The sequence below is a fragment of the Mizugakiibacter sediminis genome (assembly GCF_000953855.2).
Lineage (GTDB): Bacteria > Pseudomonadota > Gammaproteobacteria > Xanthomonadales > Rhodanobacteraceae > Mizugakiibacter > Mizugakiibacter sediminis.
On sequence record NZ_DF970239.1, the window covers coordinates 124,311 to 148,159 of the forward strand.

22 protein-coding genes are annotated in these 23,849 nt (G+C 72.2%); 4 read left to right on the forward strand and 18 right to left on the reverse strand.

All coding sequences use genetic code 11. From position 1 onward, the window contains the following. Window positions 1-8 precede the first annotated feature (8 nt). The 3 genes from MBSD_RS12275 to MBSD_RS12285 form a co-directional block, all read right to left on the reverse strand. Window positions 9-1,436 (reverse strand): RtcB family protein, encoded by a 1,428-nt coding sequence (locus MBSD_RS12275; RefSeq protein ID WP_062537596.1) that lies wholly within the window; start codon window positions 1,434-1,436, stop codon window positions 9-11. A gap of 9 nt (window positions 1,437-1,445) precedes the next feature. After that, a complete protein-coding gene (locus tag MBSD_RS12280; protein ID WP_062537597.1) occupies window positions 1,446-1,859 on the reverse strand; it encodes an archease in 414 nt (137 codons plus the stop codon). Between the two features lie 109 nt (window positions 1,860-1,968). Further along, the gene (locus MBSD_RS12285) at window positions 1,969-2,478 is read right to left on the reverse strand and encodes a CDP-archaeol synthase (protein ID WP_062537598.1); all 510 of its coding nucleotides are present in this window, start codon (window positions 2,476-2,478) and stop codon (window positions 1,969-1,971) included. Window positions 2,479-2,564: 86 nt separating this feature from the next. Between MBSD_RS12285 and MBSD_RS12290 the strand changes: the two genes are divergently transcribed. Then, window positions 2,565-3,416: an SDH family Clp fold serine proteinase gene (locus tag MBSD_RS12290; RefSeq protein WP_062537625.1), complete on the forward strand. Its 852-nt coding sequence runs from the start codon at window positions 2,565-2,567 to the stop codon at window positions 3,414-3,416. Window positions 3,417-3,438: 22 nt separating this feature from the next. On the opposite strand, the gene MBSD_RS12295 is transcribed toward MBSD_RS12290, so the two are convergent. The 8 genes from MBSD_RS12295 to carA form a co-directional block, all read right to left on the reverse strand. Beyond that, window positions 3,439-3,672, reverse strand: a complete 234-nt coding sequence (locus tag MBSD_RS12295; RefSeq protein ID WP_062537599.1) for a hypothetical protein — start codon at window positions 3,670-3,672, stop codon at window positions 3,439-3,441. Window positions 3,673-3,700: 28 nt separating this feature from the next. Beyond that, the gene (locus MBSD_RS12300; protein WP_082306652.1) at window positions 3,701-4,054 is read right to left on the reverse strand and encodes an HPF/RaiA family ribosome-associated protein; all 354 of its coding nucleotides are present in this window, start codon (window positions 4,052-4,054) and stop codon (window positions 3,701-3,703) included. A 69-nt stretch (window positions 4,055-4,123) separates the two neighbouring features. Further along, the gene (locus tag MBSD_RS12305) at window positions 4,124-4,513 is read right to left on the reverse strand and encodes a SpoIIAA family protein (protein ID WP_062537601.1); all 390 of its coding nucleotides are present in this window, start codon (window positions 4,511-4,513) and stop codon (window positions 4,124-4,126) included. Between the two features lie 63 nt (window positions 4,514-4,576). After that, window positions 4,577-6,289 (reverse strand): single-stranded-DNA-specific exonuclease RecJ, encoded by a 1,713-nt coding sequence (recJ, locus tag MBSD_RS12310; protein WP_062537602.1) that lies wholly within the window; start codon window positions 6,287-6,289, stop codon window positions 4,577-4,579. Continuing rightward, a complete protein-coding gene (locus MBSD_RS12315) occupies window positions 6,286-7,218 on the reverse strand; it encodes a hypothetical protein (protein ID WP_062537603.1) in 933 nt (310 codons plus the stop codon). The genes recJ and MBSD_RS12315 overlap by 4 nt, the downstream gene beginning before the upstream one ends. A 7-nt stretch (window positions 7,219-7,225) precedes the next feature. Further along, window positions 7,226-7,705: a transcription elongation factor GreA gene (gene greA, locus MBSD_RS12320; protein WP_062537604.1), complete on the reverse strand. Its 480-nt coding sequence runs from the start codon at window positions 7,703-7,705 to the stop codon at window positions 7,226-7,228. Next, window positions 7,702-10,929 carry a carbamoyl-phosphate synthase large subunit gene (gene carB / locus MBSD_RS12325; protein ID WP_062537605.1) on the reverse strand — a complete coding sequence of 1,076 codons (3,228 nt, stop codon included), beginning with the start codon at window positions 10,927-10,929 and terminating at the stop codon, window positions 7,702-7,704. The genes greA and carB overlap by 4 nt, the downstream gene beginning before the upstream one ends. Before the next feature lies 1 nt (window position 10,930). Next, window positions 10,931-12,061 carry a glutamine-hydrolyzing carbamoyl-phosphate synthase small subunit gene (gene carA, locus MBSD_RS12330; protein ID WP_062537606.1) on the reverse strand — a complete coding sequence of 377 codons (1,131 nt, stop codon included), beginning with the start codon at window positions 12,059-12,061 and terminating at the stop codon, window positions 10,931-10,933. 180 nt (window positions 12,062-12,241) lie between these two features. On the opposite strand from carA, the gene MBSD_RS12335 reads away from it, so the two are divergent. Continuing rightward, complete coding sequence (locus MBSD_RS12335) at window positions 12,242-12,946, forward strand: 2OG-Fe(II) oxygenase family protein (protein WP_425478116.1); 705 nt, start codon at window positions 12,242-12,244, stop codon at window positions 12,944-12,946. 6 nt (window positions 12,947-12,952) lie between these two features. On the opposite strand, the gene MBSD_RS12340 is transcribed toward MBSD_RS12335, so the two are convergent. The 6 genes from MBSD_RS12340 to hrcA form a co-directional block, all read right to left on the reverse strand. Continuing rightward, window positions 12,953-13,663, reverse strand: coding sequence for an MOSC domain-containing protein (locus MBSD_RS12340; protein ID WP_062537607.1), 711 nt, complete (start codon window positions 13,661-13,663; stop codon window positions 12,953-12,955). Continuing rightward, a complete protein-coding gene (dapB, locus tag MBSD_RS12345; RefSeq protein WP_082306653.1) occupies window positions 13,660-14,463 on the reverse strand; it encodes a 4-hydroxy-tetrahydrodipicolinate reductase in 804 nt (267 codons plus the stop codon). The genes MBSD_RS12340 and dapB overlap by 4 nt, the downstream gene beginning before the upstream one ends. Window positions 14,464-14,666: 203 nt before the next feature. Continuing rightward, window positions 14,667-15,791: a molecular chaperone DnaJ gene (gene dnaJ / locus MBSD_RS12350; RefSeq protein WP_062537609.1), complete on the reverse strand. Its 1,125-nt coding sequence runs from the start codon at window positions 15,789-15,791 to the stop codon at window positions 14,667-14,669. Window positions 15,792-15,930: 139 nt separating this feature from the next. Beyond that, on the reverse strand, window positions 15,931-17,850 hold the full coding sequence (gene dnaK, locus MBSD_RS12355) for a molecular chaperone DnaK (protein ID WP_062537610.1): 1,920 nt from the start codon (window positions 17,848-17,850) through the stop codon (window positions 15,931-15,933). Between the two features lie 74 nt (window positions 17,851-17,924). Beyond that, window positions 17,925-18,470: a nucleotide exchange factor GrpE gene (gene grpE / locus MBSD_RS12360; protein ID WP_062537611.1), complete on the reverse strand. Its 546-nt coding sequence runs from the start codon at window positions 18,468-18,470 to the stop codon at window positions 17,925-17,927. An 85-nt stretch (window positions 18,471-18,555) separates the two neighbouring features. Continuing rightward, window positions 18,556-19,614: a heat-inducible transcriptional repressor HrcA gene (gene hrcA, locus MBSD_RS12365; protein WP_062537612.1), complete on the reverse strand. Its 1,059-nt coding sequence runs from the start codon at window positions 19,612-19,614 to the stop codon at window positions 18,556-18,558. 174 nt (window positions 19,615-19,788) lie between these two features. On the opposite strand from hrcA, the gene recN reads away from it, so the two are divergent. Continuing rightward, complete coding sequence (gene recN, locus MBSD_RS12370; protein WP_062537627.1) at window positions 19,789-21,462, forward strand: DNA repair protein RecN; 1,674 nt, start codon at window positions 19,789-19,791, stop codon at window positions 21,460-21,462. A gap of 8 nt (window positions 21,463-21,470) precedes the next feature. Here the strand turns inward: recN and MBSD_RS12375 are convergent, their stop codons facing one another. After that, window positions 21,471-22,100: a response regulator transcription factor gene (locus tag MBSD_RS12375; protein WP_062537613.1), complete on the reverse strand. Its 630-nt coding sequence runs from the start codon at window positions 22,098-22,100 to the stop codon at window positions 21,471-21,473. Window positions 22,101-22,160: 60 nt separating this feature from the next. On the opposite strand from MBSD_RS12375, the gene MBSD_RS12380 reads away from it, so the two are divergent. Then, on the forward strand, window positions 22,161-23,777 hold the full coding sequence (locus MBSD_RS12380) for an MASE1 domain-containing sensor histidine kinase (RefSeq protein WP_082306654.1): 1,617 nt from the start codon (window positions 22,161-22,163) through the stop codon (window positions 23,775-23,777). The last annotated feature ends 72 nt before the right edge of the window (window positions 23,778-23,849 follow it).

Consider the following 23,849-nt stretch of genomic DNA (forward strand, 5'->3'; position numbering starts at 1 on the left):
CCGTCCGCTCAGCCCTTGATGCAGATTTTCGGGCGCAGGAACGCCACCCGCCGCGCCAGCCCGGCGCCCTCGGTGGCCTCGGCCACGCGGTGCACGTCCTTGTAGGCGCCCGGCGCCTCCTCGGCGGCGCCGCGCATCGACTCGGTGCGGATCAGGATGCCACGCTCGGCCAGGTCGTCGATCAGCTCGCGGCCGCGCCAGCGGCGCAACGCGGCGCTGCGGCTCATCTGCCGGCCGGCGCCGTGGCTGGCCGAGGAAAACGCGCGCGCCTCGCCTTCGGCGCAGCCGGCGAGGATGTAGGAGCCGGTGCCCATGCTGCCGCCGATGATCACCGGCTGGCCGAACGGTCGGTAACGGTCGGGCAACGCCGGATGGCCCGGCCCGAACGCGCGCGTGGCGCCCTTGCGGTGCACGTAAAGCAGACGCTCGCGGCCGTCGACGCGGTGCGTCTCCGCCTTGCAGGTGTTGTGCGAGACGTCGAACAGCGTCGGCAGCTCGGCGTCGGGAAAGAAGTGGCGCAGCGTGTGCCGGGTCAGGTAGGCGAGGATCTGCCGGTTGGCCAGCGCGCAATTGATGCCGGCGCGCATCGCGCCGAGGTAGGCCTGGCCTTCCGGCGAGGCGATCGGCGCGCAGGCCAGTTCGCGGTCGGGCAGCGCGATGCCCAGCCGGCCGGCGGCCTTGGCCAGCGACACCAGGTAGTCGGTGCCGATCTGGTGGCCGAGCCCGCGCGAGCCGCAGTGGATCGACACCAGCACGTCGCCTTCGGCGATGCCGAAGGCCGCGGCCGCGGAAGCGTCGAACACGCGGTCGACGACCTGCACTTCGAGATAGTGGTTGCCGGAGCCGAGCGTGCCCATCTCGCGCAGCTGGCGCGCCTTGGCCTGCGCGGACACCTGCGCCGGATCGGCGCCGTCGGCGCGGCCGTGGTCCTCGATGCAGGCCAGATCCTCGCCGCTGCCGTAGCCGTGCTCGACCGCCCACTGCGCGCCGCCGACGAGGATACGGTCCAGCGTCTCGGGATCGACGTGCAGATGGCCCTCGCGGCCGAGGCCGGCGGGGATGCTGACGAACAGGCCGTCGGCCAGCGCCTTCATCTTGCGCGCCAGCCTCTCCAGCGTGACGCTCGTGCGCAGGCAGCGGATGCCGCAGGAGATGTCGAAGCCGACGCCGCCGGCGGAAATGATGCCGCCTTGCTCCGCGTCGAACGCGGCGACGCCGCCGATCGGGAAACCGTAGCCCCAGTGCGCGTCGGGCATGGTCATCGCCGCGCCGACCAGCCCCGGCAGCCGCGCGACGTTGCCGATCTGCTCCAGCACCTTGTCGTCCATGCCCGTCAGCAGTTCGCGGTCGCCGAACAGCACCACCGGCGCGCGGCCCGCCTCGCCGCGCAGGCTCCAGCGATAGGCGTCCAGCGGTTCGAGGCGCGAGAGGTCCATGGCGCCGCCTCAGACGTCGACCACGCAGCGCGCTTCGACGTCGTGGCCGACGCGGCCGACGCGCAGGCCGGTCAGCGTGGCGCCCTTCACCTCGGTGCCGGGCACGATGCCGGCATGCCACGGCTGGCCGTCCGCCTCGCCGCTCCAGCGCCCGCCGTCGCGATGCAGGCGGAAGCGGCTCAGCGCCAGGCCGCGCGTGCGCGCCTCGGCGAGCAGGCGGTTCAGCCAGGTGACCAGCGCCAGCTCGGGATCGGTTTCGTCGAACTCGATGCGCACCGTCGCCGCCGGACGCACGGCGGCGGGATCGGCCATGATCGCGAACATCGCCGCGGCGGCCGCTTCGAACGCCTGCTCGAGGCTGGCGCCGCGGCCGACCACGCCGATGTCGGCGTCGTGGTCGAAGTAGTCGTAGTCCGCGCCCATCGTCCGCACCCTGCCGCTACTTCGCGGCGACGTCGTGCCTGCCGGGTCTCCTCCCATTAGCGCCGCCGGGCGGCGCGCGGCTTGATCATGGTCAAACGCCCGCACCGCCTCACCACGGCGTGTCCTTGATGCCGAGCCGGAACGCCGCGCGGTTGACCAGCAGATCGCCGACGAAGGTGGCCGCCAGCGTCAGCGCCACGTCCGCCGCGCCCAGTTCGACCCGCGGCGCGACCAGCAGCAGCGCGCCGACGACGAAATCGAGCTGGTCGAACGGCGGCCACGGCGTGCCGGGCGGGCGGCCGCGGCGGCGCTTGAAGAAGCTCTTGACCGCGTCGCCGGCCATCGCGCCGAAGCCCAGCGCCAGTCCGGCCGCCGCCCACTCGGACGGCGCGACGAGCGCATGCGTCCAGCCGACGCGCGCCTGCAGCCGGGCGACCGCCAGCGCGGCCAGCACGCCGGCGGCGAAGCCCAGCACCGTCTTGTGCGCGCCGAACAGGCGCCGCTGCAGCGGCGGATTCCAGCCGCGCCAGTAGCGCAGGAACGGCGGCGCCATGTTCGCCGCGTAGGCCGGCGCCATCAGCCACGCCAGTTGCAGCACGCGCAGGCCGATCTCGGTCACGGCCCGCTGCCCCGCCGCCGACCATGACCTGGCGCAAACCCGCCCGCCGGCGCGCTGCGGATACTGCGCTGCGCAAGGAGGACCGGATGTCGTTCGGTGAACTGCTGTGGCTGGCGGTGCTGGCGCTGGCGCTGCAGCCGGTGCTGCGGCTGCGCCTGCTGGAAGGCGCGCGCAGGCGGCTGCGCACGCAAATCGAGCGCGAGCGCGGCAGCCGCGTGATCCTGCTGGTGCACCGCCAGGAGACGATGAGCCTGCTCGGCTTCCCGTTGGTGCGCTACATCGACATCCAGGATTCCGAGGAAGTGATCCGCGCCGTCCGCGACACCGATCCGGCCACACCCATCGACCTGGTGCTGCACACGCCGGGCGGCCTCGCGCTGGCCTCGCTGCAGATCGCCCGCGCCATCGCCCGCCACCCCGCCCCGGTGACCGCCTTCGTGCCGCACTACGCGATGTCCGGCGGCACGCTGATCGCGCTGGCCGCCGACCGCATCGTGATGTGCGAGCACGCTGTGCTCGGCCCGATCGATCCGCAGATCGCCGAATACCCCGCCGCCTCGATCCTGCGCGCGGTGGAGCGCAAGGAGGCGAAGGACACCGAGGACGAGACGCTGATCCTGGCCGACCAGGCGCAGATGGCGATCGCGCAGCTGCGCAAGTGCATCGCCGACATCGTCGGCGACCGCTTCGCGCCCGAGGCCGCCGAGCGGCTCGCCGCGGCGCTGTCCGACGGCCACTGGACGCACGACTACCCGATCGCGCCGCAGGAAGCCGCGGCGCTGGGCCTAGACGTCGACATGCGCATGCCGGAGACGATCATGGACATGATGCGGCTGTATCCGCAGCCGACGCGGCGCACGCGCAGCGTCGAGTACGACACGCGGCCGCCGCGCCGGCCGCGCGCGCCCGCCGCGCCGCACGGCCGCCGCAACGGCTGAGCGCACGACCGCCGGGCGACGCTCAGTTGTGGTCGACCAGGCCTTCGACGCCGGCGCGGCGCGCGCACTGCGCGCAGCAGTAGATGCGCTCGCCGTGCTGCACGCCGTGGCCGACCACCGGACAGCCGCAGCTGGCGCAGCGCGGCGCCAGCGCATGGATCGCGCACTCGAAGGCGTCGAAGGTGTGCTCGCGCCCCGCCATGAACACCGTGAACGCGCGTTCGTAGTTGTTGCCGCACACTTCGCATACGGGCATGGTCGTCTCCTCTCCCGCGCCGCCGCCGTCAGGGGCGCGGCTCGTGATGCTTCACGTCGCCGCGCTGGCGGCGCACGTAGTCCTCGAGCTGCCGGCGCAGCACGTCGAAGGTGTCGCGCACGGCGACGTAGGGATCCTCGTGGCCGTGATCCTGCGGGCCGGTGCGGCCGGCGGCGATCTCGCCGCCCGGCAGGGTCAGCCGCGCGCGCACCTTGTAGAGGTTGCCCTGGTGGCGGCGGCGCGTGGACGCCATCACCGCGACGTGGCACGCCAGCGCGCGCGGGGCGAACTGCGCCAACTTGTCGGCGTGCTGCATGATGTCGGCACGCAGCGCATCGGACGGCGCCATGCCGTCGAAGGTCACGCTCACGGACATCGTCATGCCGTCACCTCGCCGCGCCAGCCGGGAGGCTCAGGCTAGGCCGCGGCGCCGCGCGGCGCTTGATTTCGATCAGGCTTTGGCGTCGTCCGCCGCCGGCGGCTCGCAGATCCACTGCCGCGCGCGCTCGAACTCGGCGTCGGCGAACACGCGCACCTCGCCGGCGATGGAGAAATGCAGCAGGCGGATCGCCGCGCGCAGCCATTCGACGTCGGTGACCACGGCGACGCGCTCCCAGCCGAAGGCGTGGCGGAAGCCGAGGCGGGCGTCGTCCCACAGCGCGGCGGCCTCGAAACCCTCGAAGTCCGGGCCGAGGTGGTAGAGCAGGCGCACCCTGGGCGTGGTGGCCAGCATCGCCTCCACCGCCGGCACCACCACGCGCTCGTAGTCCTCGCCGCTGACGGTGCCGCGGGCCGAGAAGCCCAGCGTGTCGGCCGGCATGTCCGGGATCAGTTCGATCATCGCGCCTCCCTCCGCATGGCGGCGCCACTCTAGCGCGGCCGGCATGAACGCCGGCGGCACGCCTCAGGCGGACTGGCGATGGCGCAGCGAGAGGCGCAGGCGCGTGCGCCCCTGCCAGTCGTCGATGCCGAGCTCGTAGGCGGCGCGCAGCAGGGTCGGCGGCGGCTGGCCGTCGTGGCCGCCGAAGTGCACCGCCTGCAGCGTGCGGCCGTCGCGCGGGTCGCGCAGGTCGAGACGCAGGTGGCGCTCGCCCATCGTGCGCCAGCCGACGCACTCGAACACGTCGTCGAACAGCGGCTCCGGGAAGGCCTGGCCCCACGGCCCGGCTACGCGCAGCTGCTGCGCCAGCGCCAGCTCGAACTCGCCCGGCGCCAGGCCGCCGTCGGTGTGCAGCACCGGCGACAGCAGCTCGGCGCCGATGCGTTCGCGCGCGACGGCGTCGAACGCGGCGGCGAAGCGCGCGAAATCGGCCGCGCGCAGGCTGAGGCCGGCCGCCATCGCATGGCCGCCGAAGCGGCCCAGCAGGCCGGGATGGCGTGCGTCGATCTCGGCCAGCGCGTCGCGGATGTGGAAGCCGGCGATCGAACGCGCCGAGCCGCGCAGCTCGCCGCCGCCCTCGCCCGCCGGCGCGAAGGCCACCACCGGCCGGTGCAGGCGCTCCTTCAGCTTGGAGGCGACCAGGCCGACCACACCGGCGTGCCAGCCGGGATCGAACAGCGCCACGCCGACCGCGTCGCTGTCGGCGGCGCGCGCGACCATCGCCTCGGCCTCCTCGACCATCGCCGCCTGCAGGCCGCGGCGCTCGTCGTTGATGCCGGACAGCAGCGCCGCCAGCTCGCGCGCGCGGCCGGCGTCATCGGTCAGCAGGCACTCGACGCCGAGGCTCATGTCCTCCAGCCGGCCGGCCGCGTTGATGCGCGGGCCGAGCGCGTAGCCGAGATCGGCGGCGGTCAGCGTCGCCGCGCTGCGCCCGCTGGCCTCGGCCAGCGCGGCGATGCCGGCGCAGGCGCGGCCGGCGCGGATGCGCCGCAGGCCGGCCTCGACCAGCACGCGGTTGTTGAAGTCGAGCGGCACCAGGTCGGCGACCGTGCCGAGCGCGACCAAGTCGAGCAGCGCGGCGAGGTCCGGCTCTTCGCGCGCACCCCAAGCGCCGCGCGCGCGCAACCGCGCGCGCAGCGCCAGCAGCACGTAGAACATCACGCCGACGCCGGCCAGCGCCTTGCTCGGGAACGGATCGCCCGGCAGGTTGGGATCGACGATGGCGTCGGCCGCGGGCAGGCGTTCGCCCGGCAGATGATGATCGGTGACGATCACCTGGATGCCGCGCGCGCGTGCCGCTTCCACGCCGGCGCCGCTGCCGATGCCGTTGTCGACGGTGATCAGCAGGTGCGGTGCGGGATCGAGGCTGGCGACCAGCGCGGGACTGAGCCCGTAGCCGTGTTCGAAGCGGTTCGGCACCACGTAGCCGACGCGGCGCGCGCCGAGCATGCGCAGCCCGCGCACGGCGACCGCGCAGCCGGTGGCGCCGTCGGCGTCGAAATCGCCGGCGATCAGGATCGCGCGGTCGGCGGCGATCGCCGTCTCCAGCAGGTCCAGCGCCCGCTCGAGGCCGCCCAGCGTCTGCGGCGGCAGCAGCCGCGCGAGGCGATGCTCGGCGTCCGCCGGGCAGAGCACGCCGCGCGCGGCGTAGACGCGCTGCAACACCGGGTGCACGTGCGCCGGCCAGCCGTGCGGCGTGCCCGCCAGCGCGCGCCGCTGCAGCGCCGGCGCCATCATGAGGCCGACGCCCGCGCGCGCCGCCAGAAACGCAGCCGGTGCCAGCGCGCCAGACGGAAGCGCTCGCCGCTGGCGAAGGCGAAGCGCAGCTCCGACACGCGGCCGCGCGCCAGCGCATCCAGCAGCGCGGGCAGCCACACGCGCGCCAGCGCATCCGGCGCGACGCGTTCGAGGTCGATCAGCGCCGCGCCGTCGCGCGGGCGCGCCAACAGGTCCGGATGCGGCGGCTCGCTGCCGATACCGGCGCGCGCGGCCAGGGCGCGCGCCACGCCGTCATCGCTGGCGACCAGCGTCAAGACGCTCTTGACCCACGCCGGCAGCGCGCCGCCGCCCCAGAACCACAGGCTGTTCGCCGGCAGCGCGCCGCGCGCGCGCCGAGCGACGTTGACCGGGTGCTGGTGCAGGATCACCTGCGCCTCGTTGAACAGTTGCCGCCAGCGGCGCCCTTCGGGGCCCTGCGGAAGGTGCTCGAACAGATCGGCGCCGAGCACGTCCTCCGGCGTGGCGAAAGCCGGCAGCGCCGCGCCCGCCGGCAGACGCAGGTGCCAGCGCGCCGGCGTGGTGGTTTCCAGCAGCGCGCCGCTGTCGCCGAACACCGGCTTCAGTTCGCGCGCCAGCGCCTCGGCCTCGTCGCCGCCGAGATCCAGCGTGCCGCAGGCGAGCATGCGCGCGCCGTTGATGTCGGGCTGCACGTAAGCGGGATCGGCGCACAGCCAGCTCGCGCCGGCGGCGTCGCCGGCCGCATGCTCGCGCAGCAGCGCGGCGACCGGCAGCGGCTTGCCGGGCCACCGGAAATGCGCGGCGAGCGCGGCGAGGTAGCCTGGCGCGGCGTCCGGCTGGCGGTCGGCGCGCGCCAGCGCCTGCATCAGCGCGGCGATGCGCGCGCAAACCGCACGGGCCGGAAGCAGGACGTGCGCGGCGTCGGCCATGGCGCGCTCAGTCCGGGTAGCTGACCGCGACGATCTCGTAGCTGCGGCGCCCGTTCGGCGCCTGGAAATCGAAACTGTCGCCCTCGCTCTTGCCGATCAGGGCGCGGGCGAGCGGCGAGCTGACCGAGATCAGCCCCTGCTTGATGTCGGCCTCGAGGTCGCCGACGATCTGGTAGGTGACGGTGTCGCCCGACTCCTCGTCCTCCAGCTCGACGGTGGCGCCGAACACGATGCGCGAGCCGGGGCTGAGCCTGGCGACGTCGATCACCTCGGCGGTGGACAGCGCCGCCTCCAGCTCCTTGATGCGGCCCTCGATGAAGCCCTGCTGCTCGCGCGCGGCGTGATACTCGGCGTTCTCCTTCAGGTCGCCGTGCGCGCGCGCCTCGGCGATCGCGTTGATGATGCGCGGACGCTCGACGGTCTTCAGCCGTTCCAGCTCCTGGCGCAGCCGCTCGGCGCCCTTGCGCGTCATGGGGGCACGCTTCATGCCTCGAGCTCCTTGTGCAGTTCCTGCAGGCTGTGCACGCTGCCGCCGTCGCGAAAGTCCAGCGAGTGCAGCAAGGCGCGCGCGCCGGCGATGGTGGTCGAGTAGGTCACGCGCTGCTGCAGCGCCTCGCGGCGGATCGAGAACGAGTCGGCGATGGCCTGCTTGCCCTCGGTGGTGTTGACGATGAACACGATCTCGCCGTTCTTGATCAGGTCGACGATGTGCGGCCGGCCCTCCAGCACCTTGTTGATGCGCTCGCAAGGCACGCCATGCTCGACCAGATAAGCGCAGGTGCCGCCGGTCGCGACCAGGCCGTAACCGCGCCGCACCAGATCGATGGCGACCGGCAGCAGGCGCGACTTGTCGGCGTCGCGCACCGACAGGAACGCCTTGCCGACGTTCGGCGAACGGATGTTGGCGGCCTCGTGCGCGCGCGCGAACGCGGCGCCGAAGCTGCGGCCGACGCCCATCACCTCGCCGGTGGAACGCATCTCCGGGCCGAGGATCGGATCGACGTTCTGGAATTTCAGGAACGGGAAGATCGCTTCCTTGACGGAGTAGTAGCTCGGGATCACCTCGCGCGGCCCGCCCTGCGCGGCAAGGCTCCTGCCGACCATGCAGCGCGCGGCGATCTTGGCCAGCGGCACGCCGGTGGCCTTGGAAACGAACGGCACCGTGCGCGAGGCGCGCGGGTTGACCTCGAGGATGTACACGGTCTCGCCCTGGATGGCGAACTGCGTGTTCATCAGGCCGACCACCTTCAGCTCGCGCGCCAGCAGGCCGACCTGGCGGCGCAGCTCGTCCTGGATCGCCGGCGGCAGCGAGTACGGCGGCAGCGAGCAGGAGGAATCGCCGGAATGCACGCCGGCTTCCTCGATGTGCTCCATCACGCCGCCGACCAGCACGTCGCCGTCGGCGTCGGCGATGATGTCGACGTCGACCTCGACCGCATGGTCGAGGAAACGGTCGAGCAGCACCGGCGAGTCGTTGGACACGCGCACGGCGTCGCGGATGTAGCGCGCCAGATCGGCGTCGTCGTAGACCACTTCCATCGCGCGGCCGCCCAGCACGTAGCTCGGGCGCACCACCAGCGGGTAGCCGATCTCGCGCGCCAGCGCCAGCGCCTCGTCGGCGTTGCGCGCGGTGCGGTTGGGCGGCTGCGTCAGGCCGAGCTTGGCGACCAGCTTCTGGAAGCGCTCGCGATCCTCGGCGAGGTCGATCGAGTCCGGCGAGGTGCCGATGATCGGCGCGCCGGCCGCTTCCAGCGCGCGCGCCAGCTTCAGCGGCGTCTGCCCGCCGTACTGCACGATCACGCCCTTCGGCTTCTCGAGGTCGATGATCTCGAGCACGTCCTCCAGCGTCAGCGGCTCGAAGTACAGGCGGTCGGAGGTGTCGTAGTCGGTCGACACCGTCTCCGGGTTGCAGTTGACCATGATGGTCTCGAACCCGTCCTCGCGCAGCGCCAGCGCGGCGTGCACGCAGCAGTAGTCGAACTCGATGCCCTGGCCGATGCGGTTGGGGCCGCCGCCCAGCACGACGATCTTGTCGCGCGCGCTCGGGTTCGCCTCGCACTCCTCCTCGTAGGTGGAATACATGTAGGCGGTGCCGGTGGCGAACTCGGCGGCGCAGGAGTCGACGCGCTTGTACACCGGACGCACGCCCAGCGTGCGACGCAGATGGCGCACCGCGGCCTCGTCGGTGCCGAGCAGCTCGGCCAGGCGCGCGTCGGCGAAGCCCATGCGCTTCAGTTCGCGCAGGCGCGGCGCGTCGATCGCGCTCAACCCCTTGGCACGCACCTCGTTCTCCATCGCCACGATGTCTTCGATGGCGGCGAGGAACCACGGGTCGATGTGGGTCAGCGCGTAGACGTCGTCCAGCGACAGGCCGGCGCGGAACGCGTCGCCGAGGTGGAAGATGCGCTCGGGACCGGGCTCGCGCAGCTCGCGCTTCAGGCGCGCCAGGCCGTCCTCGCTGGCGAGGTCGAGGCCGGTGGGATTGAGGCCGGTCTTGCCGGTCTCGAGGCCGCGCAGCGCCTTCTGCAGCGACTCCGGGAAGCTGCGGCCGATCGCCATCACCTCGCCGACCGACTTCATCTGCGTGGTCAGGCGCGGATCGGCGGCCGGGAACTTCTCGAAAGCGAAGCGCGGGATCTTGGTGACCACGTAGTCGATGGTCGGCTCGAACGAAGCCGGCGTCAGACCGCCGGTGATCTCGTTCTTCAGCTCGTCCAGCGTGTAGCCGACCGCCAGCTTGGCGGCGACCTTGGCGATCGGGAAGCCGGTCGCCTTGGAGGCCAGCGCGGACGAGCGCGACACGCGCGGGTTCATCTCGATCACCACCACGCGGCCGTTCTCGGCGTTGACGCCGAACTGCACGTTGGAGCCGCCGGTGTCGACGCCGATCTTGCGCAGCACGGCGATCGAGGCGTCGCGCAAGCGCTGGTATTCCTTGTCGGTCAGCGTCTGCGCCGGCGCCACCGTGATCGAGTCGCCGGTGTGCACGCCCATCGGGTCGAGGTTCTCGATCGAGCAGACGATGATGCAGTTGTCCGCGCGGTCGCGGACCACCTCCATCTCGAACTCCTTCCAGCCCAGCACGGACTCCTCGACCAGCACTTCGTGCACCGGCGAGAGCTCGAGGCCGCGCTTGACGATCTCCTCGAACTCCTCGCGGTTGTAGGCGATGCCGCCGCCGCTGCCGCCCAGCGTGAAGCTCGGGCGGATGATGGTCGGGTAGCCGACGCGCGCCTGGATCTCCAGCGCTTGCTCGAAGGTCCTGGCGATCTCGGCCTTGGGGCACTCGAGGCCGATCTCCAGCATGGCGCGGCGGAACAGCTCGCGGTCCTCGGCCATGCGGATGGCCTCGCGCGATGCGCCGATCAGCTCGACGCCGTATTTCTCCAGCACGCCGTTGTCGGCGAGGTCGAGCGCGCAGTTGAGACCGGTCTGCCCGCCCATCGTCGGCAGCACGGCGTCCGGCCGCTCCTTGGCGATGATGCGCTCCACCGTCTGCCAGTTGATCGGCTCGATGTAGACGGCGTCGGCCATGCCCGGATCGGTCATGATCGTCGCCGGGTTGGAGTTCACCAGGATCACCCGGTAGCCCTCCTCCTTCAGCGCCTTGCACGCCTGCGCGCCGGAGTAGTCGAACTCGCAGGCCTGGCCGATCACGATCGGACCGGCGCCGATGATCAGCACGCTCTTGATGTCGGTGCGCTTGGGCATCTCAGCGGGCCTCCTGCATCAGCGCGGCGAACCGGTCGAACAGATAGCCGATGTCGTGCGGGCCCGGACTCGCCTCGGGATGGCCCTGGAAGCAGAACGCCGGGCGGTCGGTCAGGGCGAAGCCCTGCAGCGAGCCGTCGAACAGCGAGCGGTGGGTGACGCGCGCGTTGGCCGGCAGCGTGTCGGCATCGACAGCGAAGCCGTGGTTCTGCGAGGTGATCAGCACGCGGCCGTCGTCGAGGTCCTTCACCGGATGGTTGGCGCCGTGGTGGCCGAACTTCATCTTCAGCGTCTTCGCGCCGAGCGCGAGGCCCATCAGCTGGTGGCCGAGGCAGATGCCGAACAGCGGCATGCGCGCGTCGAGGAACGCCCGCGCGGCGGCGATCGCGTAGTCGCAGGCTGCCGGATCGCCCGGGCCGTTGGACAGGAACACGCCGTCCGGCTTCATCGCCAGCGCCTCGGCGGCGCCGGTTTGCGCCGGCACCACGGTGATCTCGCAGCCGCGGTCGGCGAGCAGGCGCAGGATGTTGTGCTTGACGCCGAAATCGTAGGCGACCACGCGGAAACGCGCGCTCGGCGCGCGGAACTGGGCGCGGTCGAGGTCGTAGGTGCCCTCGCTCCAGCGGTACGGCTGCGTCGTGCTGACCACCTTGGCGAGGTCCATGCCGTTCAGGCCGGGGAAGGCGCGCGCCTTGGCCAGCGCCTGCGCCTCGTCGATGGCCTCGCCGGCGACCAGGCAGCCGTTCAGCGCGCCCTTGTCGCGCAGGATGCGGGTCAGGCGGCGCGTGTCGATGCCGGCGATGGCGACGATGCCGTGACGACGCAGGTACTCCGGCAGGCTCTCCTCGCTGCGCCAGTTGCTGGGCCTGCGCGGGATGTCGCGCACGATCAGGCCGGCGGCGTGCACGCGGCGGGACTCGGCATCGGCGGCGTTGCAGCCGGTGTTGCCGATGTGCGGGTACGTCAGGGTGACGATCTGGCGGGCGTAGGAGGGATCGGTGAGGATCTCCTGGTAGCCGGTCATGGCCGTGTTGAACACGACCTCGCCCACCGTTTCGCCGACCGCGCCGGCCGCGGTTCCGCGGAACACGCTGCCGTCTTCGAGGGCCAGCAGGGCTGGAATGCTGCTCATGGGACCGCCTTGGGTGCGACAAAGTCCGCAGGCCTGCGCGATACGGGCCTGTGGACCTTGGAAGAGGATTCTGGGCGGGACGACATGATAGGCGTCGGCGCCACGGGTGTCCACCGCCGCTGGCGCGGTGCGTTCAAGCGCGCAGATGTAGAATCCGCACTCTGCCGCCGCACGCCGCCCATGATCCAGTCGACCGCCCTGCTCGATCCGGCCCGCCTCGATCGGCCCGACTCGAACACGCTCGTCGTGCGCGAGCCGTTCCCGTTCATGGTGGCGCACGGACAACTGCCGGAGACGGCGCGCGCCGATCTCGACCGCGACTTCCCGCGCTACAGCGGCGCCGGCTTCTTTCCCTACGAGCCGAAGGACTGCGGGCCGTCGATCCGCGCGCTGGTCGATGCGCTCACCTCGCCGGGGTTCGCCGGCGCGGTCGGCGCGCGGCTCGGCATCGACGATCTCGGCCGGTACCCGACGCTGGTGACGATCTGCCGCTCGCTCAACAAGCGCCACGGCACCATCCACACCGACTCGCGTTCGAAGATCGCCACCGCCCTGCTCTACCTCAACGAGCGATGGCCCGACACCAGCGACGGCTGCCTGCGTTTCCTCAGGCGCATCGACAGCATCGATGACCTCGTCGCGCCGGAGATCAAGCCGCTGTACGGCGAATTCGCCGTGTTCAAGCGCACCGACAACTCCTTCCACGGCCACCTGCCCTACGAGGGCGAACGCCGCGTGATCCAGGTGGCCTGGCTGACCAGCGAGGAGGAGAAGCTGCGCAAGACCAGGCGCGGGCGTTTCTCGCGCTTCTTCAAGAAGCTGCTGGGCGGCATCGACCGCAAGTACGGCGCCGGCCGCGAGCGCGACGCCGTGCACATGGACTGAACGCGCTCAGCCGGCCGCGGCGTCGCCGCGCAGGCGCGAGCCCCAGTCCTCGACGCGCCCCTGCGCCAGCCGCCGTTCGAACAGCCGGCGCCACGACGGCACCAGCGGCAGCGCCAGCGCGCCGCGCAGCGCGTCGCGGTCCAGCGTGTCGCGGTAGAGCAGATCGAGCAGCCGCGCCAGCGTCCACGCCGGATGCGGGCGCTCGAGCAGCACCAGCGCGTCGCCCGCGCCGAGCGTGCCGCCCTGCAGCACGCGGTAGTACCAGCCGGTGCGGCCGCTGTCCTGCACGCGCCGCGCCATGTCCGCGATGCCGAAGCGGTCGGACAGCTTCCAGCACGGCTGGCGCGCCAGCGACACCTCCAGCAGCACCTCGCCGCAGCGCAGGCGGTCGCCGAGGCAGAGGTCGGCCTCGGTGATACCGATGGTCGACAGGTTCTCGCCGAAGGCGCCCGGCTGCGTCAGCAGCGGATGCGCGCCCAGCTCGGCGCGCCAGGCGGCGTAGTGGTCGAATGCGTAGTGGTGCAGCGCCTTGTCGACGCCGCCGTGCACGCGGCGGTCGCCCTGCTCGTCGATGCCCAACCCTTCCGGACCGGCCTCGACGCGCCCCGCGACCGGGCGCTTGGCGATCGCGCTGAACGTGCCCGGCCGCGTGTACGGCGCCGCGCGGCCGGCCAGCACCGCGGCGATGGTGCCGAGCGTGCGCGGCGCCGCGCTCATGCGTCGGCCATCAGCACGTCGTCCAGCGTGTAGGCGCCGGCGGCGCGGCCCGCCAGCCACGCCGCCGCGGCCAGCGCGCCGCGCGCGAAGATCGCGCGGTCGGTGGCGCGATGGGTGAGCTCCAGGCGCTCGCCCGGACCGGCCAGCAGCGCGGTGTGCTCGCCGACGATGTCGCCGCCGCGCACCGCGGCGAAGCCGATGCTGCCGGCGCGGCGCGCGCCCGGCCGGCCCTCGCGCGCATACACGGCCTCGGCTTCGAGCGTGGTGCCGCGCGCGGCGGCGGCGGCGCGGCCGAGCGCCAGCGCGGTGCCGGAAGGCGCGTCCTCCTTGCGGTTGTGGTGCGCCTCGAGGATTTCCAGATCCCACCCGGGCAGCGCCGCCGCCGCCTGCCGCAGCAGGCGCGTCAGCACCGCCACGCCGAGGCTGAAGTTGGCCGAACGCAGCACGGCGATGCGCCCCGCCGCGCGCTGCAGGCGCTGTTCCAGCGCCGCGTCGAGGCCGGTGGTGCCGGCCACCAGCGCGATGCCGTGCGACTCGCAGTGATCGAGCGCGGCGGCCAGCCCCGCGGGCGTGCTGAAGTCGACCACCACGTCCAGCGGCGGCGCCTCGGCCCAGCCGGCGCTGTAGCGCAGCGCGCCGGGCGCCTCGACGCCGCCGACCGGCGCGCCGACCGGTTCCGCGCCGGCCCCGACCACGGCGGCGCGCAGCGCGAAGCGCGCATCGCCGCGCGCGAGATCGAGCAGGACGCGACCCATGCGCCCGGAGGCGCCGTTGATGGCGAGTCGGATGGGAGACGTCACGGTGCCCGGCTCCTTGCGGAAAAAGCCGAGCGTAGCGCGATGCGGCGGATTTGCCGAGGGCGGAGAGGGGGGCGGAAGCAGGGAGCAGGGGTTAGGAAGCGGGGACGGAGGCGGGGCGAAGGCGATGGAGGAGCGGAGCGGGCCGTCATGCCCGCTTTGGCGGCCATGACGTCAGCCACGTGTTCAAACCTCCCCTTCCCCCCTCACGCCGTCATCCGCGCCCAGAACTGCTTGACGCCGTCCAGCCAGGAACTGGTGCGCGGGCTGTGCGCCGCGCATTCCTCGGCGTCGGCGAAGGTGGCCTCGAACTGCTCGAGCAGCTCGCGCTGCGCGCGGGTCAGGCGCACCGGCGTTTCCACCACCACGCGACAGAGCAGGTCGCCGGTGCGGCCGCTGCGCACGGAACGCACGCCCTTGCCGCGCAGGCGGAACATCTGGCCGGTCTGCGTCTCCGGCGGCACGGTGATCCTCGTCTCGCCGTCCAGCGTCGGCACGCACAGTTCGGCGCCCAGCGCGGCCTGCGCGAAGCGAATCGGCACCTCGCAGTAGAGATCGTCGCCCTCGCGCTGGAAGATCGGGTGCGGACGCACGCGCACCTCGACGTAGAGGTCGCCTGGGGCGGCGCCGGCGGGTCCGGCCTCGCCCTGCCCGGTCAGGCGGATGCGGTCGCCGTTGTCGACGCCGGCGGGAATGCGCACCGACAGCGTGCGCTCCTCGTGCAGGCGGCCCTCGCCGTCGCATTTCCTGCAAGGCGTCTCGATCACGCGGCCGACGCCGCCGCAGTGCGGACAGGTCTGCTGCACCGAGAAGATGCCGTTCTGCATGCGCACGCGGCCGTGGCCGCGGCAGGTCGGGCAGACCGCCGTCTTGCCGTCGGCCGAACCGGTGCCGTTGCAATGGTGGCAGCCGACCAGGGTCGGCACCTCGATCTGCTTCTCGACGCCGGCGACGGCTTCCTCGAGATCGAGCTCCAGCACGTAGCGCAGGTCGGCGCCGCGCGCAGCGCGGCGGCGCCCGCCGCCGCCCATGCCGAAGATGTCGGAGAAGATGTCGCCGAAGATGTCGCCGACGTCGGCGAAGCCCGCGCCGCCCGCGCCGCCGTGCTCGAACGCGGCATGGCCGTGGCGGTCGTACAGCGCGCGCTTCTGCGGGTCGGAGAGGATTTCGTAGGCCTGCTTGACCTCGACGAATTTTTCCTTGGCGTGCGGGTCGTCCGGATTGCGGTCCGGATGGAACTTCATGGTCAGGCGGCGATACGCCTTCTTCAGTTCATCCTCGGTGGCCGAACGCTCCACGCCCAGGACTTCGTAGTAGCAGCGCTTGGTCATGAAAGATGGGAGTCGGGAGCCGGAAGCGGGGAGTGGGTACGGCGCAAGGTTCGTGGCTCGGAAAGAGCGGAGCAACCGGCCGAATCGCCAAGCCTACTCCCTACTCCCCGTTTCCCGCTCCCATCTCCCCCAATCCTGATTACTTCTTGTCGTCCTTGACTTCGGTGAATTCGGCATCGACCACGTCGTCCGTCTTGGACGGGCCGGCGCCGGCCTGCGCGCCCGCCTCGGCGCCCTGGAAACCGGCCGCAGCCGCCGCGAACAGCGACTGCGCGGCCTGCTCGAGCGCGGCGGTCTTGGCCTCGATGGCGGCCTTGTCGTCGCCCTTCATCACCTTCTCGAGGTCGGCCAGCGCCTCCTCGATGCGGGCGATCTGCTCGGACGGCACCTTGCCGCCGTGCTCCTTCAGCGCGCTGCGCGCGGCGTGCACGGTGGCGTCGGCCTTGTTGCGCGCGCCGACCAGCTCGTGGAACTTGCGGTCCTCCTCGCGATGCGCCTCGGCGTCGCGGATCATCCGCTCCTTCTCTTCCTCGGTCAGGCCGGAACCGGCCTTGATCTCGACCTTCTGCTCCTTGCCGGTCTTCTTGTCCTTGGCGGAGACGTGCAGGATGCCGTTGGCGTCGATGTCGAAGCTGACCTCGATCTGCGGCACGCCGCGCGGCGCCGGCTCGATGCCGGCCAGGTCGAACTTGGCCAGCGACTTGTTGAAGCGGGCCTGCTCGCGCTCGCCCTGCAGCACGTGCACGGTGACCGCGGTCTGGTTGTCGTCGGCGGTGGAGAACACCTGCGAGGCGCGCGTCGGGATCGTGGTGTTCTTCTCGATGATCTTGGTGAACACGCCGCCCAGGGTCTCGATGCCCAGCGACAGCGGGGTCACGTCGAGCAGCAGCACGTCCTTGACGTCGCCCGCCAGCACCGCGCCCTGGATCGCCGCGCCGATCGCCACCGCCTCGTCGGGGTTGACGTCCTTGCGCGGCTCCTTGCCGAAGAAGTCCTTCACCGCCTCCTGCACCTTGGGCATGCGCGTCATGCCGCCGACCAGGATCACCTCGTCGACGTCGGACACGCGCAGGCCGGCGTCGTTCAGCGCGATGCGGCAGGGCTCGATGGTCTTCCTGACCAGATCCTCGACCAGCGCCTCCAGCTTGGCGCGGGTCAGCTTGATGTTGAGGTGCTTCGGACCGGAGGCATCGGCCGTGATGTACGGCAGGTTCACCTCGGTCTGGTGCGCGCTGGACAGCTCGATCTTGGCGCGCTCGGCCGCGTCCTTCAGGCGCTGCAGCGCCAGCGGGTCGTTCTTCAGGTCGACGCCCTGGTCCTTCTTGAACTCCTCGACCAGATAATCGATCACGCGCTTGTCGAAGTCCTCGCCGCCGAGGAAGGTGTCGCCGTTGGTGGCCAGCACTTCGAATTGCTTCTCGCCGTCGACCTCCGCGATCTCGATGATCGAGATGTCGAAGGTGCCGCCGCCGAGGTCGTAGACGGCGATCTTGCGGTCGCCGCCCTTCTTGTCGAGGCCATAGGCCAGCGCGGCCGCGGTCGGCTCGTTGATGATGCGCTTGACCTCGAGGCCGGCGATCTTGCCGGCGTCCTTGGTGGCCTGGCGCTGGCTGTCGTTGAAGTAGGCCGGTACCGTGATCACCGCCTCGGTGACCGGCTCGCCGAGATAGTCCTCGGCGGTCTTCTTCATCTTCATCAGCACCTTCGCGGAAATCTCCGGCGGCGCCATCTTCTTGCCGTCGGCGGTCGCCACCCAGGCGTCGCCGTTGTCGTGGGCGAGGATCTGGTACGGCACCAGGTCGAGGTCCTTCTTCACCTCGGCGTCGGTGAACTTGCGGCCGATCAGGCGCTTCACCGCATAGAAGGTGTTCTTCGGGTTGGTCACCGCCTGGCGCTTGGCCGGCGCGCCGACCAGCACCTCGCCGTCCTTGCTGAACGCGACGATCGAAGGCGTGGTGCGGTCGCCCTCCGCGTTCTCGATGACGCGCACCGACGAACCCTCCATGATCGCCACGCACGAGTTCGTGGTGCCGAGGTCGATACCGATGATCTTGCCCATGGGATTGCTCCGAAATTCCGATGCGGCCCCCGCGGCCGCGCTGATTCGCAAACTGGGGCCCGCGGCCCCTTATCTCAAGCGCCTTCCGGCGTTTTCGCCACCGCCACCAGCGCCGGGCGCAGCAGGCGGTCGTTCAGCACGTAGCCCTTTTGCAGCACCGCCACCACGGTGCCCGGCGCCTGGCCGTTGCCGTCGACCATGCTCATCGCCTGGTGCAGCTCCGGATCGAACGCCTGGCCGAGCGGATCGACGGCCTTGAGGCCGTTGCTCTCGGCGACCTTGACCAGCGCCTTCAGGGTCAGCTCCATGCCTTCGCGCAGCGCGGCGGCGTCGGCGCCCTCGGCGGCCAGGCCGCGCTCCAGGCTGTCGCACACCGGCAGCAGGTCGGACAGCAGCCTCTCGTTGGCGAAGCGACGCGCCTGCTCGAGGTCGCGCTGCAGGCGGCGGCGCTGGTTCTCGATCTCGGCGCGCTCGCGCAGCACGGTGTCGCGCATCTCGGCGAGCTTGGCCTCGTACTCGCCGAGCTTCTGCACCAGCGCGTCGGTGTCGGCCAGCACCTGGTCGCCGGCCGCTGACGCGCGGTCGACCTCCGGCGGCGTGGTCGGCTTGGTCTCTTCCATCGTCACTCCCTGCGGTCAAAACGATGCCGGCGGCCCCTGCCGCAGCATCGCGATTCATGCGGAAAATCCCGCCCTCCGCGGCGGGTTATTGGGTCGGCACGACGCGATTCAAGGCGTCGGACAGCAACCGCGCGGTGGCTTGCACCACCGGAATCACGCGATCGTAAGCCATCCGCGTCGGTCCGATCACCCCCAGGGCGCCCAGCACGCGACCGCCGGCGCCGTAGGGCGCCGTCACTACGGTGCAGCCGTCCAGCGCCGCGAAGCCGGACTCCTCGCCGATGAACAGCCGCACGCCGGGGGCACGCGCGCAGTTCTCCAAGAGCGCCAACAGGTCGCGCTTGCGCTGGAACGCCTCGAACAGTTCGCGCAGGCGGTCGAGGTCGGACAGCTCCTGGTAGCCCATCAGGTTGGTCTGGCCGCTGACCAGCACGTCGGCCTCGGCGGCCGGCGCGAACGCGCCCGCCGCCACCTCCATCGCCGCGCTGAGCAGGCGGTTCAGCTCGCTGCCGGCGGCGCGCAGCTCGCCCAGCAGGCGCGCGCGGATCTCGTCGATGCGCAGGCCGGCGTACTGGGCGTTGAGATAGTTGGCGGCCTGCTCCAGCTCGCCGGGGGCCAGCCGCCGCTGCAGTTGCAGCACGCGGTTCTGCACCTGGCCGTCGGCGAACACCAGGATCACCAGGATGCGCTGGCCGTCCAGCGCGACGAAATCGATGTGCCGCAGCGGGAAGTCGTCGCCGCGCGGCACGGTCACCACGCCGGCGAAATGGGTGACGGCGGAGAGCAGCGAGGAGACGCCGCCGAGCAGATCGCGGGTGTTGCCGGCCTCGCGCGCGAACTCGCGCTCCAGGTGCTCCATCTCCTCGCGCGCCAGCGGCTTCAGCTCGATCAGGCTGTCGACGAACACGCGCAGGCCCTGCACGGTCGGCACGCGGCCGGCGGAAGTGTGCGGCGAGGCGATCAGCCCGAGTTCCTCGAGGTCGGCCATCACGTTGCGAATGGTCGCCGGGCTGACGTCCAGCCCGGAGGAACGGGCCAGGGTGCGCGAGCCGACCGGCTGCCCTTCGGCGAGATACTGCGCGATCAGGGTGCGCAGCAACTGGCGCGCGCGCGGATCGAGGGAGTGGCCGGACAACAGAGTCATGATTCCTGCGGCGGCAAAAGCCGCGGCGACGCTAACAAGCGGCCGCAGCACGGTCAATAAGGCCCCGTCGCCGGATTTCCAAGTCCCTCGGCCGGCCGCGCGGGGTCCTCATGCGGCAGCGCCGTCCAACGCTAGAATGGCGCGCCCGGCCCTGCGCCGGTGTCCAGGGACGCCATGCTCGCGCAGCTCTACGTCAAGAACCTCGCGGTGGTCGAAGAGGCCGAAATCGCCTTCGGCCCCGGCCTGACCGTGGTCACCGGCGAAACCGGCGCCGGCAAGTCGCTGCTGGTCGACGCGCTGCTGCTGCTGTCCGGCGCGCGCGCCGACGCCGGCATGGTGCGCGCCGGCTGCGAGCGCGCCGAGCTGGCCGCCGAATTCGACCTCGCCGCCCTGCCCGCCGCGCGCGCCTGGTTGGAGCGCGAGGAACTCGACGACGGCGACGTCTGCCGCCTGCGCCGCGTGATCCGCAGCGAAGGCAGCTCGCGGGCCTGGATCAACGGCCGCCCGGTCAGCCTGGCGCAGCTCGCCGAACTGGCCGAGCTGCTGGTGGAAATCCACGGCCAGCACGAGCACCAGGCGCTGCTGTCGCGCGCGCATCAGCTCGAGCTGCTGGACGCCTTCGGCGAACTCGGCGCGGCGGCGGCGGAGGTGCGCGCGCAGGCGCAGCGCTGGCGCGACATCGACGCGCGCATGCGCAGGCTGAGCGGCGGCGAGGATCGCGACGCCCGCCTCGCCCTGCTGCGCCACGAGCTGGGCGAACTCGAGCGCTGGGCGCTGCCGCCGGCCGAGCTGGCCGAACTGGAGGCCGCGCACAAGCGCCTGGCCCATGCCGGGCGGCTGGTCGAGGGCAGCGCCGGCGTCGGCGAGATGATCGACGGCGACGGCGAATTCGCCCTGCGCCGCCTGCTCGGCCGCGCCCGCGGCGAACTGGAACGGCTGGCCGGACTCGACGCGCGTCTGCAGCCGCTGATCGAGGCGCTGGATGCCGCCGACGTGCAACTGGGCGAGGCCGGCGCGGCGCTGACGCGCTATGCGCAGGAACTCGAGCTCGATCCGGACCGCTATGCCGAGATCGAAACCCATCTCGCCCGCCTGCACGACCTCGCCCGCCGCCACCGCGTCGCCATGCCCGAACTGCACGCCAAGGCGGCGGCGCTGCGCGCCGAACTGGAGGAACTGGAGGGCGCCGGCGCCGCGCTGGAGGAGTTGCGGGCGGAACGCGCGCGCTGCGAGCAGGCCTACGCGGCCGCCGCGGCCGAGCTGTCCAGGGGCCGCGGCGCGGCCGCCAAGCGCCTCGGCGAGGCGGTCGGCGCGCTGATGGGGGAACTGGGCATGGCCGGCGGCCGCTTCGAGGTGACCCTGGAACCGGCGGCGGGCGACGCGCCCGACCCGCAGGGCCGCGAACGCTGCGAGTTCCTGGTCAGCGCCAATCCGGGACAGCCGCCGCGCGCGCTGCGCAAGGTCGCCTCGGGCGGCGAGCTGGCGCGCATCAGCCTGGCCATCGAGGTCGCCACGCTCGGCCTCGACGCCATCGCCACGATGGTGTTCGACGAGGTCGACGCCGGCATCGGCGGCGCCGTCGCCGAAGTGGTCGGGCAGAAGCTGCGCGCGCTGGGCGGCGAACGTCAGGTGCTGTGCGTCACCCACCTGCCGCAGGTGGCGGCGCAAGGCCACGCCCACCTCAGCGTCAGCAAGCACAGCGAGGGCGGCGCCACCCGCACGCGCATCGCGGCGCTGGATGCCGCCGGCCGCCGCGACGAACTGGCGCGCATGCTGGGCGGCGTCGAGATCACCCGCGAGACCCGCGCCCACGCCAGGCAGATGCTGGAACGCGCGCAGGCCGGCTGAGCGGCGACTCAGCCGTCGATCAGGCCGTGGGTCACGGCCAGGCGGAAAAGTTCCAGCTCCGACCCCGCTTCCAGCTTGGCCATCAGGCTGGCGCGGTGGATGTAGACGGTCTTCTGGCCGATGCCGAGCTCGGCGGCCGCCTGCTTGGCGGTCAGGCCGCGCGCCAGCAGCAGGAACACGTCGCGTTCGCGCAGGGTCAGGCGGCGCAGCGGCTCCGGTTCGCCCTGCCCCGCCTGCGCGCGCACCTGCGCCAGGTCGGAGCTGAGGAAGCGCTCGCCGTCCAGCACCGCGCGCAGGCCGGCCACCAGCTCTTCCGGCGCGGCGCCCTTGGTGACGTAGCCGTGCGCGCCGCGGCGCAACGCCTCGGACACGTAGGGCTCGCTGTCGTGCATGCTCAGCACCACCACCCGCGTGCGCGGCGTGGCGCTGCGCAGGTGCTCGATCAGCGGCAGGCCGCCGCCGTCCGGCAGCGACAGGTCCAGCGCCACCAGGTCCGGGGCCGCGGCGGTGACGGTCTCCAGCGCCTCCTCGGCGGAACGGCACTCGGCGACCACGTCCAGATCGGGCTCGCGCTCGATCAGGTGCTTGAAGCCTTCCCGGACGATGGCATGATCGTCCACCAGTACGATGCTGTACATCCGCGCACTTTAGCGCGCCGTGGCGCGCCGTGCAGCCGGATCGCCGAGGGAGGGGGCTGGATGCGACCGAGGTTGCTGTTCGCCATGCGCGGACTCGCGCTGGCCGCCGGCTACGGCGGCGGCTGGTGGCTGCTGTGGCGCATGTCGGAACTCTACTGGTTCCTGCCCGCCGGCCTGCGCTTCGGCGTGCTGCTGCTGGCGCCTTACCGCTACTGGCCGTTCGTGTTCGCCGGCGAGTGGGCGACGTTCGCGCTGATGAACGCCGGCATCCCTTGGCTGGGGCCGCTCGGTTTCGTGCTCGACACGTTCCCGCACGTGCTGGTCTGCGCCGTGGTGGTGCGGGCGCTGCGCGGCGCCTGGCCGCGGACGCGGCTGGACGATCCCGAGGACGTGGTGCATCTGCTGGTCGGCGCCCTGCTGGCGGCCGTCGCCGTCACCGCGGCCAATGCGGTGGTGCTGCAGGTGGTGGGCATCAAGGACGACACCCCGCTCACCTACACGCTGCTGACCTTCTCGCTGGGCGACTACCTGGGCATCATGCTGCTGGTGCCGCTGATGATCCTGCTGCTGCGCGCGCGGCCGACGAGGTCCCAGCTCCGCTCCCTGCTGCGGCACGCGCTGCTGCTGCTGCTGCCATCGATCGCGCTGCTGTTCGCGCTGGCCGACACCGAGCCTTCGCTGGCGCAGTACGCGCGCACGCTGATGCTGGTGCCGGTCGTCTACTTCGCCTTCCGCCACGGCGTGCGCGGCGCGGCGCTGGCGATGCTGGCCGCCAGCATCGCGGTGACCGCCGGCGCCGGCATGGCGCAGCGCGCCGACGCGCCGGTGGAGGCGCAGATGTTCCTCGCCGTCGCCGGCGCCGCCTCGCTGCTGCTCGGCGCGGCGATCGAGGCGTTGCGCGCCAGCGGCGAGCGCCTCGCCCTGCAGAACGCGCGGCTGGAGGGCACCAACGTGCGCCTCGACCAGCTCGCGCAGAGCCTGCGCGAGGTCGCCCGCCGCAACCTGCGCCTCGAGGAGGAGGAACGCCGCAGCCTCGCCGCCGAACTGCACGACGAGCTGGGACAGAACCTGACGGCGATCCAGACCCGCGTGAAGCTGGCCCACGAGCGCCTGCACGCCGCCGGCCTCAGCGACGTGGCGACTTCGATCAACGACATCCTCGCCACCATGCGGCGCACCGTGCGCAGCCTGCTGAACACGCTGCGGCCGTCGGTGCTGGACGAGTTCGGGCTGTACCGTGCGCTGGCCGAGGGGCCGGTGCGCGACATGCTGGCGACCGCCGGCATCGCCTACACCGCGCAGTTGCGAGGCGATCCGACGCCGATCGACGACGACACCCGCACGGCGATCTACCGCATCGTGCAGGAAGCCGCCACCAACACCGTCCGCCACGCCCGCGCGCGCTCCTTCGTGCTGCGCATGCGGGTCGGGCCGCATGGCGGCCGCACGGTGGTGCTGCTGGACCTCAGCGACGACGGCATCGGCCTGCCCGACGCCCCGCCGGGCGCCGGCCGCTACGGCTTGCAGGGCATGCGCGACCGCGTGCTGGCGCTGGACGGCGCCATCCGCATCCGCACCGGGCCGGCCGGCACCCGCCTGCGCGTGCTGTTGCGCCTGCCCGCGCGCGAGGCGGAGGCGTCGGGCGCCCCCGCCGAGGCCGAAACGGAAGCGGCCTGAAACCGCGGCGCGAGCGCCGCGCCCTCGGTCGGGGCCATATAGGAAAAATTCCTATGGCGCCGTCCGTCGACG